This is a genomic window from Hyphomicrobiales bacterium (assembly GCA_017642935.1).
Classification (GTDB): domain Bacteria; phylum Pseudomonadota; class Alphaproteobacteria; order Rhizobiales; family MH13; genus MH13.
Genome location: JAEPOK010000001.1, coordinates 1,570,916 through 1,584,555, shown reverse-complemented (window position 1 = coordinate 1,584,555; position 13,640 = coordinate 1,570,916). Strand labels below are relative to the sequence as shown.

The 13,640-nt window shown below is 60.1% G+C and carries 14 protein-coding genes; 5 read left to right on the top strand and 9 right to left on the bottom strand.

The window, feature by feature from the left end; genetic code table 11:
* Positions 1–2: 2 nt before the first annotated feature.
* Positions 3–815 carry an adenosylcobinamide-GDP ribazoletransferase gene (locus JJ917_07500; GenBank protein ID MBO6698656.1) on the bottom strand — a complete coding sequence of 271 codons (813 nt, stop codon included), beginning with the start codon at positions 813–815 and terminating at the stop codon, positions 3–5.
* Between the two features lie 105 nt (positions 816–920).
* Here JJ917_07500 and cobT point away from each other — a divergent pair, with 105 nt between their 5' ends.
* On the top strand, positions 921–1,967 hold the full coding sequence (cobT, locus tag JJ917_07495) for a nicotinate-nucleotide--dimethylbenzimidazole phosphoribosyltransferase (protein MBO6698655.1): 1,047 nt from the start codon (positions 921–923) through the stop codon (positions 1,965–1,967).
* On the opposite strand, the gene JJ917_07490 is transcribed toward cobT, so the two are convergent.
* Positions 1,964–3,487: a HAMP domain-containing histidine kinase gene (locus tag JJ917_07490; protein MBO6698654.1), complete on the bottom strand. Its 1,524-nt coding sequence runs from the start codon at positions 3,485–3,487 to the stop codon at positions 1,964–1,966. The genes cobT and JJ917_07490 overlap by 4 nt on opposite strands.
* 96 nt (positions 3,488–3,583) lie before the next feature.
* On the opposite strand from JJ917_07490, the gene JJ917_07485 reads away from it, so the two are divergent.
* Positions 3,584–4,222, top strand: coding sequence for a uracil-DNA glycosylase family protein (locus JJ917_07485; GenBank protein ID MBO6698653.1), 639 nt, complete (start codon positions 3,584–3,586; stop codon positions 4,220–4,222).
* A 69-nt stretch (positions 4,223–4,291) separates the two neighbouring features.
* Entirely contained in the window at positions 4,292–4,801 is a 510-nt protein-coding gene (locus tag JJ917_07480) for an Lrp/AsnC family transcriptional regulator (GenBank protein MBO6698652.1), read from the top strand.
* Between the two features lie 32 nt (positions 4,802–4,833).
* On the opposite strand, the gene JJ917_07475 is transcribed toward JJ917_07480, so the two are convergent.
* The 4 genes from JJ917_07475 to JJ917_07460 all read right to left on the bottom strand — a co-directional run bounded on the left by JJ917_07475 (position 4,834) and on the right by JJ917_07460 (position 8,326).
* Positions 4,834–5,700 (bottom strand): NAD(P)-dependent oxidoreductase, encoded by an 867-nt coding sequence (locus JJ917_07475; GenBank protein ID MBO6698651.1) that lies wholly within the window; start codon positions 5,698–5,700, stop codon positions 4,834–4,836.
* A 159-nt stretch (positions 5,701–5,859) separates the two neighbouring features.
* Positions 5,860–6,729 (bottom strand): ABC transporter permease, encoded by an 870-nt coding sequence (locus tag JJ917_07470; protein MBO6698650.1) that lies wholly within the window; start codon positions 6,727–6,729, stop codon positions 5,860–5,862.
* Between the two features lie 10 nt (positions 6,730–6,739).
* On the bottom strand, positions 6,740–7,453 hold the full coding sequence (locus tag JJ917_07465) for an ABC transporter permease (protein ID MBO6698649.1): 714 nt from the start codon (positions 7,451–7,453) through the stop codon (positions 6,740–6,742).
* Positions 7,454–7,549: 96 nt separating this feature from the next.
* Complete coding sequence (locus tag JJ917_07460; protein MBO6698648.1) at positions 7,550–8,326, bottom strand: ABC transporter substrate-binding protein; 777 nt, start codon at positions 8,324–8,326, stop codon at positions 7,550–7,552.
* 405 nt (positions 8,327–8,731) lie between these two features.
* Here JJ917_07460 and JJ917_07455 point away from each other — a divergent pair, with 405 nt between their 5' ends.
* The gene (locus JJ917_07455) at positions 8,732–9,907 is read left to right on the top strand and encodes an Mrp/NBP35 family ATP-binding protein (protein MBO6698647.1); all 1,176 of its coding nucleotides are present in this window, start codon (positions 8,732–8,734) and stop codon (positions 9,905–9,907) included.
* On the opposite strand, the gene JJ917_07450 is transcribed toward JJ917_07455, so the two are convergent.
* Positions 9,904–11,112 (bottom strand): multidrug effflux MFS transporter, encoded by a 1,209-nt coding sequence (locus tag JJ917_07450; GenBank protein MBO6698646.1) that lies wholly within the window; start codon positions 11,110–11,112, stop codon positions 9,904–9,906. The two genes, JJ917_07455 and JJ917_07450, sit on opposite strands and share 4 nt — an antisense overlap.
* Positions 11,113–11,277: 165 nt before the next feature.
* A complete protein-coding gene (locus tag JJ917_07445; protein ID MBO6698645.1) occupies positions 11,278–11,451 on the bottom strand; it encodes a hypothetical protein in 174 nt (57 codons plus the stop codon).
* A 307-nt stretch (positions 11,452–11,758) separates the two neighbouring features.
* Between JJ917_07445 and gcvA the strand changes: the two genes are divergently transcribed.
* Positions 11,759–12,673, top strand: coding sequence for a transcriptional regulator GcvA (gene gcvA, locus JJ917_07440; GenBank protein MBO6698644.1), 915 nt, complete (start codon positions 11,759–11,761; stop codon positions 12,671–12,673).
* Here gcvA and JJ917_07435 read toward each other — a convergent pair.
* Positions 12,658–13,551: a DMT family transporter gene (locus tag JJ917_07435; GenBank protein ID MBO6698643.1), complete on the bottom strand. Its 894-nt coding sequence runs from the start codon at positions 13,549–13,551 to the stop codon at positions 12,658–12,660. The two genes, gcvA and JJ917_07435, sit on opposite strands and share 16 nt — an antisense overlap.
* Between the last annotated feature and the right edge of the window lie 89 nt (positions 13,552–13,640).

Sequence of the window (13,640 nt, the reverse complement as noted above, 5' to 3'; positions counted from 1 at the left end):
CGCTAAACTATCACCGGAAGTGATATAGAAAAGATTAGGAGTGCCGCAAGGTCAGAAAGCTGTTGGTTCGCCCCCAAAACGTCGCCCGTCTGACCACCGATATGGCGTTTGGTGGCGCGCATAACGAGCGCCGTGACCAGGCCGACGCCAAGGATCGCGGTAAGGAGCATCCAAACGCCCGCTCGCGGACCTGCGGCAACCGTCAGCGCCATCAGCGATACCGCCAGTCCCAAGCCGAGCGAGAGCCCAGCCGCCTGACCGGACGGCCTGCCAAGCCGTGCCGCCGCCCCGTCGGGGCGCGCATGGGGCAACCGGCTTGCGACCCACATGCTCGCGGACCGGCTAGTGGTTTGGCTGGCAATGAGTGCTGCCAATCCCAGCGCTGGACTTGCCGCCACAATCGCCGCAAGGGCCGCCACGCGCGCGCCAACACTCAAGATCAGCGCAAGCACCCCATAAGTGCCGATCGCGGAGTCGCGCATGATTTCCAGCTTGCGGTCCCGGTCGCGGCCGCCACCAAACCCGTCCGCGCAATCGGCCAAACCATCCTCGTGCAATGCGCCTGTCACCAGGACCATAGCCGTCGTTGCGATTAGGGCGGCAAGCAGGGGCGTTACGCCAACGGTCACAGCCAGAATCGCGATCAGACCGCCCAGGCCGCCGACGACTACACCGCTTGTCGCAAAGGCCGGCGCAAAACGGTCCGCACTGACAATCGGGTCTTCGACCTCGCGCGCCAGTTCGGGCAGCGGAAGTCGCGTCGCAAAGCGCAGCGTGCGATAAAAATCGAAGACAAAATCGGCCAAAAAAGTCATGGCGAACCGGTACGCATCTGCGCCCGTGGCGACAAGGCCAATTGCGCGTTCTTGCTGCCCACGGTATGGCGCCGAGCAAACCCATTCCTGCGAGGACCCACCACCGTGCCCACCGCGACCGGCCTGCCTTTTGACGACATTCGCGCCTTGTTTGAACGCCTCACCCAACCTGATTTGGAAGCGCGTGGCCGCGCAGCCCTGCGCAATGCCAACCTTCTCAAACCGACCGGATCGCTCGGCGAGCTTGAGGAAATCGCGCTCTTCCTGGCCGGCTGGCAGGGCGTGGAAAAACCGCAGATCACCCGCCCAATCGTGGCGCTTTTTGCCGGCAATCACGGTGTCCACGCCCAGGGCGTATCGCGTTGGCCGATGGAAATCACGCAGACCATGGTCGACACGTTCATGCAGGGTGGCGCGGCGATCAATCAGCTTTGCGCGTTGCACGGTCTTGGTTTGAAGGTCTTCGATCTGGCACTCGACATGCCGGTCGCCGATTTTACCGAGGAACCGGCGATGGATGAAAAAGGCTGCGCTGCCACCATCGCTTTCGGGATGGAGGCCATCGCCGGCGGTGTCGATCTGGTGTGTCTCGGCGAAATGGGCATCGGCAACACGACCTCAGCCTCAGCGATCTACGCCGCTTTGTTCGGCGGCGATGTTGAAGACTGGGTGGGCGACGGCGCTGGGGCGGATGACGAGCAACGCGCGCGCAAGGTGGCGGCGATCGGCAAGGGCCTGGAGCTACATGCATCCCACCTCAATGATCCGCTGGAAGTTCTGCGCTGTATTAGTGGCCGCGAGATCGCCGCGATGACCGGGACCATAATCTCCGCCCGCGCCGAACGCATTCCCGTTGTCGTTGACGGCTTCGTCGCCAGCGCATCTGCCGCTGTGCTGCATGCCATCGATCCGGCGCTGCTCGACCATTGCCTGTTCGCCCACGTGTCAGCGGAAAAGGCTCACGCGAAGGCGCTCGACGCAATGGGGAAAAAACCGCTGCTTAATCTTGGCATGCGGCTAGGCGAGGGGACCGGCGCGGCACTTGCCGCCATGGTGGTGAAATCGGCCGCGGCCACCCATTCGGGCATGGCGACCTTCGCCGACATCGGGTTGCCAGAGGTGACGACGCTGCCCAAAGACTCCGAGAGTTAAGCCGCGCGCTCGTTGGACATGGCAGGGATCGCCTGCATGACGCGTTCGGCAGGGAAGATCGCGCGCACAAGCGTGCCTTCGCGCAGTTTCGAATGAAGCTCGAAGCGCCCGCCATGGGTCTTCATCAACGCCTGCACGATGGGAAGGCCAAGGCCGGTTCCTTGTTCGGCGTTTTTGATGGCAATCGAGCCCTGACCGAAGGATGAGAGCACGACTGGGATTTCATCCTCTGGAATGCCGGGGCCAGTATCGCGCACCTCGATCATCTGTCCGCCATCCTGGGTGGAGAGGACCCGCACCGTCACCTCGCCATTCAGCGGGGTAAATTTGATCGCATTGGACAGAAGGTTCAGCGTGATCTGACGAACCGCGCGCTCATCGGCCCACAGCTTCGGCATCCCTTCTTCATAGTTTTCATGAACGATGATGCTCTTGCTCTTGGCCTTCATCGCCAGCAGATGGGCTGCCTCCTCAACGGTGAACGCGATCTGCACGGCTTCTTCGTTCAATTCATGACGGCCGGCCTCAATGCGCGAGAGATCGAGAATCTCGTTGATCAGGTTGAGCAGATGCGCGCCGGATTCATGGATGTCGTTGGAGTATTCGCGGTACTGGTCATTTGGCAGCGGTCCAAGAACCTCGCCCTTCAGAACCTCGGAAAATCCAAGAATGGCATTGAGCGGCGTGCGCAACTCGTGACTCATCGTCGCCAAGAACCGCGATTTGGCCAGGTTCGCATCATCGGCGCGGCGCCGTGCTTCTTCGGCGATGCCGCGCTGCTGTTCCAACTCGGCGATCATGTCATCAGTCTGCGCGCGCGCCTCCAGGAGTGCGAGCGTCGTGCGGTGCATTTTCTGGGCGATGATCAAGAAGAACAACTGCACTCCCAGCGCGCCGATCGCCATGATGATGTTGATCGCGTCGCCGCGCACACCCAGCGAAATCGCGTAGCAAACAGCAATTGGCGTCGTCGCACAGGCGGCGGTGATCGGCAGATGGTGGTTCAACATCGCCGATGTCGCGATCACGACGATCAGGATGGAGAACATGAGCGGGTCCATCGACTCAAGGCCGGTCGGCAGCCCAACCAGATAGAGGCTGATGGGCAGCAGGCCCCAAACCACACCGCGTACCGTTTCGGCGATGGAGAAGTGACGGACCCAGCGCACGGGATCGATGCTGTCAGGGTCTTCGCGCCAGACTTTGCGCGCCAGCAGCGCTATGACCAATTGCACCAAAACGATCGACGCCGACCAGGTCGCCGCAATGGCAGTCGGCAGCACGAAGAAGGCGGCCGCACAAACGGCAAGTGCAAAGACAAGTTGGAAGGCAAATCCGCCCAAATGATTGCCGGCGAACAGCCGCACAATCTGTTGTTCGAAGGTCAGCGTTTGCCCGGTCGCCGAGTTCAGCCGCTCGCGCACACCACGCACAGCTGAGCGTGTATCGCGACGTCGATCAGCCCGCGCTCGGCTCTGCGCGAGGCTGGAAACACTGGTAGCTTGCAAGCGAGTCGACATCGGGCCTTGAATGCTGAGAGAAAGCTGGCGCGCAGCGTACAGCCCAAAGTCTGCCAAAAGAGTGAACAGAGCCTTGCCGATCAGAGTTAACCGGATATGAAAACCGCTGATTTGGATGGCCTGCTGGCAGAGGTCCGCGCCTGCCAACTGTGTCGTTTGGCGCCGCAAAAGCTGCCCGCTTTGCCGCACGATCCACGCCCGGTTCTTCAGCTCTCGCGCACCGCCCGCGTCCTTTTGGCTGGCCAAGCCCCTGGCGCACGTGTCCATGCCTCCGGGCGCCCCTTTACAGATCCGTCCGGCGACCGTTTGCGAGGTTGGCTCGGACTTGATGAGTTGACCTTCTACGACGCGAACCAGCTTGCCATTGTGCCGATGGGCTTTTGTTTTCCCGGTTATGATGCCAAGGGCAGCGATCTTCCGCCGCGACGTGAATGTCGACAGACGTGGCACGATCAGCTTTTTGCCAGCCGCCCGCCATTCGGTCTGACGTTGGTTATCGGTCGCTATGCGCGTGACTACCACTTGCCGGACCGCCGCCGGGAGAACCTGACGGCCACCATTCAAGCGCAGGCAGACGATTTAAACGCCGTAGAGCAGGCGCCAGTCATCGTCCTGCCTCACCCCTCCTGGCGCAACACAGGTTGGCTGAAGCGCAATCCCTGGTTTGAGGCCGAGTTGGTGCCGATCCTCAGGACGCGGATCGGCGAGGCGCTGGAAACACCCCCAGACGCATAGTCATTGCGCGATTGGTGTGCTAATGCCTCAACCAACGCAAATCAGTTCTCTCTGAATGGATTTCCTAAAATGAGTTCGCAAGACTTGGCGTTCGATGTGATCGACCGGCGCATCCTCGCGGCGCTTCAGGACGATACGACCTTATCGATGAATGAGATTGCCGCGCGGGTTGGGCTGTCGGCCACGCCGTGCTGGCGCCGCATCCAGAAACTGGAAGAGGCCGGCATCATCCGCAAGCGCGTCGCATTGCTCAACGGCCCGGCGATTGCGGCCGGCGTGTCGGTCTTCGTTTCGGTGCGCACCAACCAGCATACCGATGAATGGCTGAAGCGCTTTGCCGAAGTGGTAAGTGCCATGCCCGAGGTGGTCGAGTTCTATCGCTTATCGGGCGACATCGATTACCTGTTGAAGGTGGTTGTGCCGGACATTGGTGCCTATGACGCGTTTTACAAAAAGCTCGTCGCAAAGATCGACCTGTCTGACGTCTCCTCGTCTTTCGCGATGGAGGAGATCAAGTACACAACGGCCCTGCCGCTGGATTATATGAAGGTCGACAAACGTACGGCGACGAGTGTCTAGCGCTTCCTTAGGCCGGGATGACGCTCCAGCGGCTACGTCAACCGCTTGATCAAACTGGACGTATCCCAACGATTGCCGCCCATGCCTTGCACATCGGCGTAAAACTGATCGACCAGCGCGGTCACCGGTAGGGACGCACCATTGCGCTTGGCTTCATCAAGAAGGATGCCAAGGTCCTTGCGCATCCAATCCACCGCAAAGCCGTGGTCGAACGCATCCTCGTTCATAGTCTTCCAGCGGTTTTCCATCTGCCAGCTTTGCGCCGCGCCCTTGGAGATGACGCCAATGACCGCCTCCACATCAAGACCTGCCTTTTGCGCAAAGGCGATGGCTTCTGATAGGCCCTGCACTAGGCCGGCAATGCAGATCTGATTGACCATTTTGGTCAGTTGGCCTGAACCTATCGGCCCCATCAAACCCACCTGCTTGGAGTAGCAATCAATGGCCGGTTTGGCGCGGTCAAACACCGCTTGGTCACCGCCGCACATCACCGTCAGAGCGCCATTTTCCGCGCCGGCCTGACCGCCTGAAATCGGCGCATCGATAAACCTGAAGCCGTCCGCATCGGCCGCCGCACCAAGCTCACGGGCCACCTCAGCGGACGCGGTGGTGTGGTCGACAAAGATCGTATCGGCGCGCATCGATTGGAACGCGCCATCCGGGCCGGTCGTCACTGCGCGCAAATCATCATCATTGCCGACACAGGCGAACACCATGTCGCAGCCTTTGGCTGCTTCGGCCGGCGTGGGCGCCATTTGCCCGCCATACTGATCGACCCAGTTTTGCGCCTTGATGTCGGTGCGGTTGTAGACGGTGACGTCGTGGCCACCCTTGGCCGCCAGATGCCCGGCCATCGGGTAACCCATGACTCCCAATCCGATGAATGCAACATTTGCCATGATAGGCCCTCCGCCAAGTGTTTCGTTGGCTGTGGGCATAGGACGCTGCGCGCTATCTGACTAGAGCGCTTTGCGTTTGACAGTCATCGCAAGTTGCTGCCTCGACCCTTGGTCGAACGCGATTTGCGATAGATGGTCTCAGATGAAACGCAAAACGCCTTAGTGCGCGAGCGCCAAATGGCGGGTCAGGCGGCGCTCCAACCGATCCCACAACCGGCGCACGGCCTCAACCGCGATCAGATAAAGCAGCGCCGCCCAGAAAAAGGCCTGGAAGTTGAACGAGCGCGCATAGGCAAGGCTCGTTATGCCCATCAGATCGAGGACGGTGACGATCGAGGCGATAGCCGAGCCCTTGATCATCAGGATCAGTTCGTTGCCGAGCGGGCGCAGGGCGACGATGTAAGCTTGAGGCAACGTCACTTTGAAGAAGATAGGCCAGCGGCTCATGCCAAGCGCTTGCGCTGCCTCGGCCTGGCCAGCCGGTAGCGATTGAATGGCGCCACGCATGATCTCGGCCTGATACGCAGCCGTGTTGAGCGTAAAGGTCAGCACCGCCACATAGAAGGGCTCACGGAAAAACCACCAGATACCCGCCGCCTCGAAGGCTTCGTTGAATTGGCCTGCTCCATAGTAAAGCAGGAAAAGCTGCGCCAGAAGCGGCGTTCCGCGGAAGAACGTGATGTAGGCGCGCGCCGGTAGCGTCAGCCATTTGCGCTTTGAAAGCCTGGCGAGTGCAATCGGTAGCGACAGCAGCGCGCCAATGCCTACTGACAGAAGGACCAGTTGGAAGGTGACCAGGATGCCTTCCAGATAGCGGTCCCAATAGCGGTCAACGAGCCGCCAATTGATGCCGGGAATGATCCAGGCGGCCAACCCGATGATGATCGCCGCTAACACCAGCCTGTCGAAGGTTGCTTTCTTCAATCCAAACGGCCCGCTTGCCGGGGGTGCGCGGTGCGGCCGGGTGCGGGTGGTCGTTGGCGACACAGGCGTGGAAACCGTCTGGCTGGTGACCGTTTGATCCGTCATCGCGCGCCACTCATCGTGCCGCAAACCCCCGATTGGCGCGCCGCTCAAGCGCATTGGTGCCAACCGTGGAGATGAGGGTGAAGGCCAGATAAATCAGGCAGGCGATCAGATAGAAAAAGAACGGCTCCTTGGTCACGCCCACCGCCACCTGTGTTTGGCGCAGCAGATCGTTGAGTGCGATCACCGAGACCAGCGACGTGTCCTTGATGAGGACCAGCCACAGATTGCCAAGACCCGGCAGGGCAAGCCGCCAAAGCTGCGGCAGGGTGATCAGACGAAACGATTGGAAGGCGGTGAGGCCGAGCGAGCGTCCGGCTTCGCCCTGGCCTTTGGGAATGGCGCGGATCGCGCCAAGAAACACTTCAGAGGAAAATGCGCCAAACACGACGCCGAGTGCCACGACGCCAGCCGCAAAGCCGCTGATTTCGAACGATGATCCTGGCGCGATCATCTGCACGACCCGGTTCGCCAGCAGCTGGATCATGTTGTAGATGACGAACAGCGTCAGCAGCTCTGGCAGACCGCGAAACACCGTCGTGTAGGTGTTGCCGATTGCGCGAAGATAGGTGTTGCTGGATTCTTTGGCGAGCGCGATGGAAAGGCCAAGCAGTAGGCCGAAGGGCAGCGTTACGAGCGCCAGACGAATGGTCAGCCACGCTCCGGCGGCAAGCTCATCACCCCACCCGTCGGCCCCGAAGGCCAAAAGCCCAAACAGCTCACTCATGCACGCTCCTCTGCCCGGTCGCGCTTCGTTGGAAGCCAGCCTGGCAGATGGGCGCCGCGCGCCGGAGCGCGCAGCGCGTGGTTCCTATCGATCTGCTTAGTAGATCGAGAACGGGAAATACTGGTCGTTGATGTCCTGCCAGGTGCCGTTTTCGATGATGGCGGCCAGCGCGGCGTTCAAGCGCTCGCGCAGTTCATCATCTTCCTGGCGCAGAGCGATTCCGGCCCCAAAGCCGAAATACTCTGGATTGGAATAGGCATCGCCAACAAAAGTGCAGCATGTGCCGTCGTCGGTTTCCAGCCATTCGTAAAGCACGATGGAATCGGCAAGGATCAGATCGATGCGGCCTGCAGCCAGATCAAGATTGGCCTCATCCTGCGTTGGATAAAGGCGGATGTCTGACTCCGAGTAGACGTCTTCCAGGAAGTTGGCGTGGATCGTTGCCGACTGCGCACCGATGGTCATGCCGGCCAGAGCCTCGGGCGACGTGTCGGAGATATCCGATCCCTCGCGCATGATGAAGCGTGCCGGCGTTTGGTAATATTTATCGGTGAAATCAACGACTTCCATGCGCTCTTCGGTGATCGACATGGAGGCGATGATGGCGTCGTAACGATTGGCCAGGAGCGCTGGAATGATGCCATCCCAGTCCTGGGCAACGAACTCGCAGGTCACTTCCATCTCATCGCACAAAGCCTGCGCGATATCGATGTCGAAGCCTTTCAACTCGCCATTGGAATCCGTGAAGTTGAACGGTGGGTAGGCACCTTCGGTGCCGATGCGCACAACATCTTGCGCGTTCGCGGTGGCTGCGCCACCGGCGATTCCTAGCGTAGCGATCGCGGCGATGGCGATGCGATTGAATCCAGTCATATGAACTTTCCTAAAACTGTTCCCTGTCGGCTCTTACGGTCCCAGCGTCATGAAAATGCGCCGGGTTTTTGCAAGGCGGGCCTGAGAACACACCATTTGGGACGCGCGTGCAACGGGACAGCGCCTTGAAAGTGCCTCTTTTTCTGCGCCTGCACGTAAAAGCGGCATTTTGGTCGGGTGCTTGCCCGCCACGTGGCCAGCGTTGCGATACGGTGTCGTAACGGCAGTTCAGAAACCGTTTTAAACCGCTATGCAGACGTGTAATCTGATGATTGCGAGTTGGGGCAGTGTGGGAGCACGCATTCGGTGTGGAACAAGGTCAAATCGGTGTTTGGGGGCGGGACCCATAAGGACAGCGCGTCGAAAGGCTCGCGGTCTGATGCGCTCGCCCGTGCCATCGATCAGATCATCGATCCAAAATCCGGCATCGAGCTGTCCAAGACCGGCCTGCTGTCACCGCCCACCCTTAAGGATGGCCGCCTGTTCCTAACGCTTTCGGTTCCGCCCGATGACGTGGCGATCTACCAGCCCGTGCGCGATGCGTTGGAGGTCACGCTGACGTCCGTGCCCGAGGTGGAGCAGGCCTTTGTGGTGCTCAGCACCGAGGCGCCAGCGGAGCGTGTTGTGCCGCAATCCAGCGTCAAACCGACCGCGGCGCCAGCGCCAAGCAAAGCGCCAGACCCATCGGCCAAGTCGAGCGTGCCGCCGCCCAACCAGCGGCGCATTGGCGGCATCGATTTTTCCGGCATTGGCGCGATCATCGCCGTCGCCTCCGGCAAGGGTGGCGTCGGCAAATCGACCACCACTGCCAATCTCGCCATCGCGCTTTCGTCGCAGGGGCTGAACGTTGGCGTGCTTGACGCCGATGTTTATGGCCCATCGATCCCGAGACTGTTCGGCGTTTCCACGCCACCCAAGTTCGATGAAAGTAAACAGGCGACACCACCGGTTGGCCATGGCGTAAAAGTCATGTCGATGGGCTTTTTGATCGCCGAGGGCACGCCGATGGTGTGGCGCGCACCGATGGTCGTGTCAGCTCTGACACAGATGCTCTCCGATGTGGCCTGGGCGCCCAAAGATGAGCCGTTGGATGTGATGCTCATCGACATGCCGCCGGGTACGGGCGATACCCAGCTCACCATCTCCCAGCAGGTGCCGCTTGATGGTGCGGTGATCGTTTCCACGCCTCAGGATCTGGCGCTGATCGATGCCCGCAAGGGTGTTGCCATGTTTCAGAAGGTTGAGGTGCCGATCCTCGGGATCGTGGAAAACATGTCCACCTATATCTGCCCCAAATGCGGGCATGAGGCGCACATTTTTGGCCATGGCGGCGCGCGCGATGATGCGGCCAAGTTCGGTGTGCCATTCTTGGGCGAAATCCCGCTGCACATCGCGATTCGCGAAACGTCCGATGCCGGTACGCCCATTGGTGTGGCCGAACCCGACGGCACCCATGCAGCGGCCTACAACACGATCGCTGCCACGATCTGGCAGGATGTTGCCGCCCGAAAAGCGGGCAAACGCAAGCCGCCTGAGATTGTCATTGAGGATGAGCTGCGCCCGCTGCCAGCCACAGCCTAGATCGCCCGCCGCTCCAGCGCATTGGCCCACATTCCGGCCAGCAACGCCGCGATGGCAAAGGCGAGCATGATCAGAACAAACGGCCAGCCTCCCAGATGGATCACAGTGCCAACAATGACGGTCGCCATGGCGCCAACGAAGACCATCAATGACCCATTGATGCCCGATGCCGTGCCCGCCAACTCGGGGCGGACGGAAAGCGCGCCGGAAATGGTGTTTGGCATGACGAAACCGTTGGAAAACGAGGATAGGAACATGGGGCCGAACAAGGCGAGCGGGTGAATCACGCCGATAAAAAGCAGGCCCGCCATGATCACGATGGCAAGCAGCCCAAGAATATTGCCCACAGCGATCATGCGCGGCGGCCCGATCTGAGCTGCATAGCGTCCGGAAAGATAGTTCCCAGCAGCATAACCTGCCGCGATGATTGCGAAATAGAACCCGTAATCAACCGGATCTAAGCCATACTCACGCTGGGTGATCAGCGGCCCCCCGCCGATGAAGGTGAAGAACACGCCAGCGGCCAAAGCGCCAGTAAGCGAAAACGCCCAAAAGCCAGGTTCCTTCAGCAAGGTCATATGGCTGCGCGCCAACGCGCCAAACGATAGTGAGCGTTGGCGGTTGTGATGTGTTTCACGCAACGTCACCAACACGATCACAAGCAGACAGGCGCCGAGCAGTAGCAAAAGATCAAAGGATGCGCGCCAGCCATAAAGCCCATCCAACAGTCCGCCGATCGCAGGGCCACTCATTTGGGCGATTGCCATGCCCATCGTTACATAGCCGAGCAGGCTGGCCGCCTCGCTGCGGTCCGCCACGTCGCGCACGATCGCTCGACCGACAACCATGCCAACGCAGCCACCGATCGCTTGGAAACCGCGTGCGATGATCAATGCTTCAATGCTGGTCGCGAAGCGACAAAACAGGGTCGCGATCAAGAACAACACCAGTCCCCAAATCATCGTTGGCCGTCGCCCGAAACGGTCTGAGACAGGGCCGACGATGAGTTGGATAACCGCGACGGCAAAAAGGTAGACCGACAAGGTAAGCTGCACTTGCGCGTCGCTCGCCTGCAGATCGGCAGCCAAGCCTGGAAGAGACGGCAGATAGATGTGCATCGTCAGCGGGCTGATCGACACGATCAGCACCAACAAAAACGTGCTTGGCCGTTGCGCAAACGGAGTATCGGCGGTGGCGTTGGCCATGCCCGGATGTTGCTTTCAGAGTGTGATTTTCAAACAGCAAAATGGCGCCGCAGGGAGAGGTCTCCTGCGACGCCATGCGATGTTTCGATTGTAGAGCGACAAAGCCGTCGCGCCAAGGGGGGGATAGGACAGGAGCTAAGTCTGGGAGGGCCCTGGCTCGGGAGGTTAGGCGGGAAGGGCGCTCGGCGGCGGCCTGTCGGCCGGTTGATGGCGCTTGGCGTGAAGTCGCTTGAACGTCTTGGCCAAGGCACGGAAAAGGCCAATCCAGGCTTGCGAGCGCAGAGCGCGCCCTTCGGATAGTTTTTTCTGGATGTCGGGGAGGGAGGAGTAGACCAGCATCGGTTTCGCCTTTGGGTCGAGGGGTCTAGCCCTGCATCGAGAGGGCGTGGTGCTTAATCTCGGTGCAGCAGGGCGTGGAAGAAGTGTGCCCAAGCCTGCGAACGCGCTGTGTGAGCAGCGTCGATGTGCGAGCGGAGCGTTTTGCGCGATGTGATGTCCAACATGGGATGATCCTTTCGTGAGAAGAATTTGATGTGCTCGATTGCGTTGAACGATGTATGCGCCTTGTCAGCAGCGATCACAAACGGGTAGATTGCGACATCACATCAAAAAATTTGATCTGAATAGATCGAAGAAAAGGGCTTCCATGTCACGTCTTCCCACGCTCAACGGCTTGCAAGCCTTCGAGGCCACCGCCCGCCATATGAGTTTTGCCCTGGCGGCTGAGGAGCTGAATCTGACGCCGTCGGCTGTCTCCTATCAGGTGCGATCCTTGGAAGACCGATTAGGCATGGAGCTCTTTGCGCGCTTGAACCGCGCCATCGCGCTGACCGAGGCCGGCGAACTGCTTTATCCTGACATTCGCGAAGCGTTTGCCCGCATGCGGATCGCAGTGGATCGCCTGTCCGCCGATACGCCGGAAAACGTGCTCGTTGTCTCGACCGGTCCGTCCTTCGCAGCCAAATGGTTGTCGCCCCGGCTGTTCAGCTTCATGGACGAGCATCCGGAGATCGAAGTGCGCATTTCGGCCAGCCTGAAGCTTGTCGATTTCAACCGCGATGGCGTTGATGTCGGTGTTCGTTTTGGACCGGGAAACTATGCCGGCTTGGAGCAGTTCTTGCTGATGGGCGATGAGGTGACGGTGCTCGCCTCTCCAACCTTTTTAGAAACCCACCAGCTCAAGACGCCACAGGACATCGCCTCCCAACCGCTGATCATCGATGAATCGATGGCCTTCACCAAAGAGGCGCCGAACTGGCCTGAATGGTTCAAGCACGCTGGCGTGACCTATGAGGGTGAGGTGAGGGGGTTGCGCTTCAACCATGCCGATCACGCCATCGATGCGGCAGCGCGCGGCGTCGGCATTGCCTTGGCGCGAACCTCCCTGGCGCAAAGCGATATCGATAAGGGGCTTCTTGTCGAACCGTTCCCCAATCTGCGCCTGCAAACGCCTCTGGCATTCTACCTTGTGATGCCGCCAACAGCGCGGTTGAAGCCGAAGGTCGCCGCCTTTACGCAGTGGGTCCACCGCGAGCTTGATCTGCCTTACGAGGAAGAGTGAGTGGCGTCTTTGGATTGATTGATCTGCCGCTCACGCACGATCATGTAGATGCCGCTGGCCACCACGATTGTGAGGCCCACAATCATCGTGAGGTCGGGCCTGTTGCCGAACACGATGGCGTCGATGCCAAGCGCCCAAAGCACGATGGAATAGCGGAACGGTGAGGTCACCGAAACGTCACCGCTGCGCATCGCGACAGTGACGGCGAGATACCCCATGGTGAGAAAACAGGCCGACAAGCCGAGGAGCGCAAGGGCTTGCGGCGTCAGGATCACCCAGTCCTGGAAAAACGCTAGAATAAAGCCCATCACCATCACCGACGCGCTGGTGACAAGGTTGATCGACACCGCCGGCAGGCGTGGATCGATATAGCGCGTCGCCATATCGCGGATGACGAAAAAGATCACCGCCGCAACGGCCCAGAGGCTGGCAGGCATAAACCCATCGCCGCCCGGCTGAATGATCAAGAGCACGCCGGAAAAGCCAACCAGGATCATGAGCCACCGCCGCCAACCAACCTTTTCACCGAAGAACAACGCCGCGACGGCGACGATGACCAAAGGGATCGTCTGCAACACCGCATTGGCATTGGCGATAGGGATCGCGATGATTGCGTTGTAATAGAGTAAGGTGGCCATACACTCGCCGAACGCGCGCAGGCCAACCGCCTTGTCTTTAAACGTCGGCAAGGCCTTGTGGGCGCCGGTCGCGAACGCCATGGCGACCAAGATCGCGAGGATCGCAATCCCGCGTAGCGCAATCATTTGGCTGATCGGCAGGTCCTGCGAGGCGAGTTTGATGCAGCTGTCCGTGCCGATGAACCCGACCATTGCCAGGCAGGTCGCGATGATGCCGCGCGTGTTGGGGGTAAGGGTCATGGGATGGGTCGAAGCGAACGAAAGGCAACAGCTTCACGCTCGCCTCGTGGCTCAGTGGTGCGCCAATCGCGGCGCAAGTGCAAGGGCGC

Coding starts and splice junctions, on each gene's coding strand:
- JJ917_07460 (MBO6698648.1), bottom strand. CDS start 8,326: ATGACTGGATTCAATCGCATCGCCATCGCCGCGATCGCTACGCTAGGA.
- JJ917_07470 (MBO6698650.1), bottom strand. CDS start 6,729: ATGACGGATCAAACGGTCACCAGCCAGACGGTTTCCACGCCTGTGTCG.
- JJ917_07475 (MBO6698651.1), bottom strand. CDS start 5,700: ATGGCAAATGTTGCATTCATCGGATTGGGAGTCATGGGTTACCCGATG.
- gcvA (MBO6698644.1), top strand. CDS start 11,759: ATGTCACGTCTTCCCACGCTCAACGGCTTGCAAGCCTTCGAGGCCACC.
- JJ917_07500 (MBO6698656.1), bottom strand. CDS start 815: ATGACTTTTTTGGCCGATTTTGTCTTCGATTTTTATCGCACGCTGCGC.
- JJ917_07490 (MBO6698654.1), bottom strand. CDS start 3,487: ATGTCGACTCGCTTGCAAGCTACCAGTGTTTCCAGCCTCGCGCAGAGC.
- JJ917_07445 (MBO6698645.1), bottom strand. CDS start 11,451: ATGCTGGTCTACTCCTCCCTCCCCGACATCCAGAAAAAACTATCCGAA.
- JJ917_07435 (MBO6698643.1), bottom strand. CDS start 13,551: ATGACCCTTACCCCCAACACGCGCGGCATCATCGCGACCTGCCTGGCA.
- JJ917_07465 (MBO6698649.1), bottom strand. CDS start 7,453: ATGAGTGAGCTGTTTGGGCTTTTGGCCTTCGGGGCCGACGGGTGGGGT.
- JJ917_07480 (MBO6698652.1), top strand. CDS start 4,292: ATGAGTTCGCAAGACTTGGCGTTCGATGTGATCGACCGGCGCATCCTC.
- JJ917_07450 (MBO6698646.1), bottom strand. CDS start 11,112: ATGGCCAACGCCACCGCCGATACTCCGTTTGCGCAACGGCCAAGCACG.
- JJ917_07485 (MBO6698653.1), top strand. CDS start 3,584: ATGAAAACCGCTGATTTGGATGGCCTGCTGGCAGAGGTCCGCGCCTGC.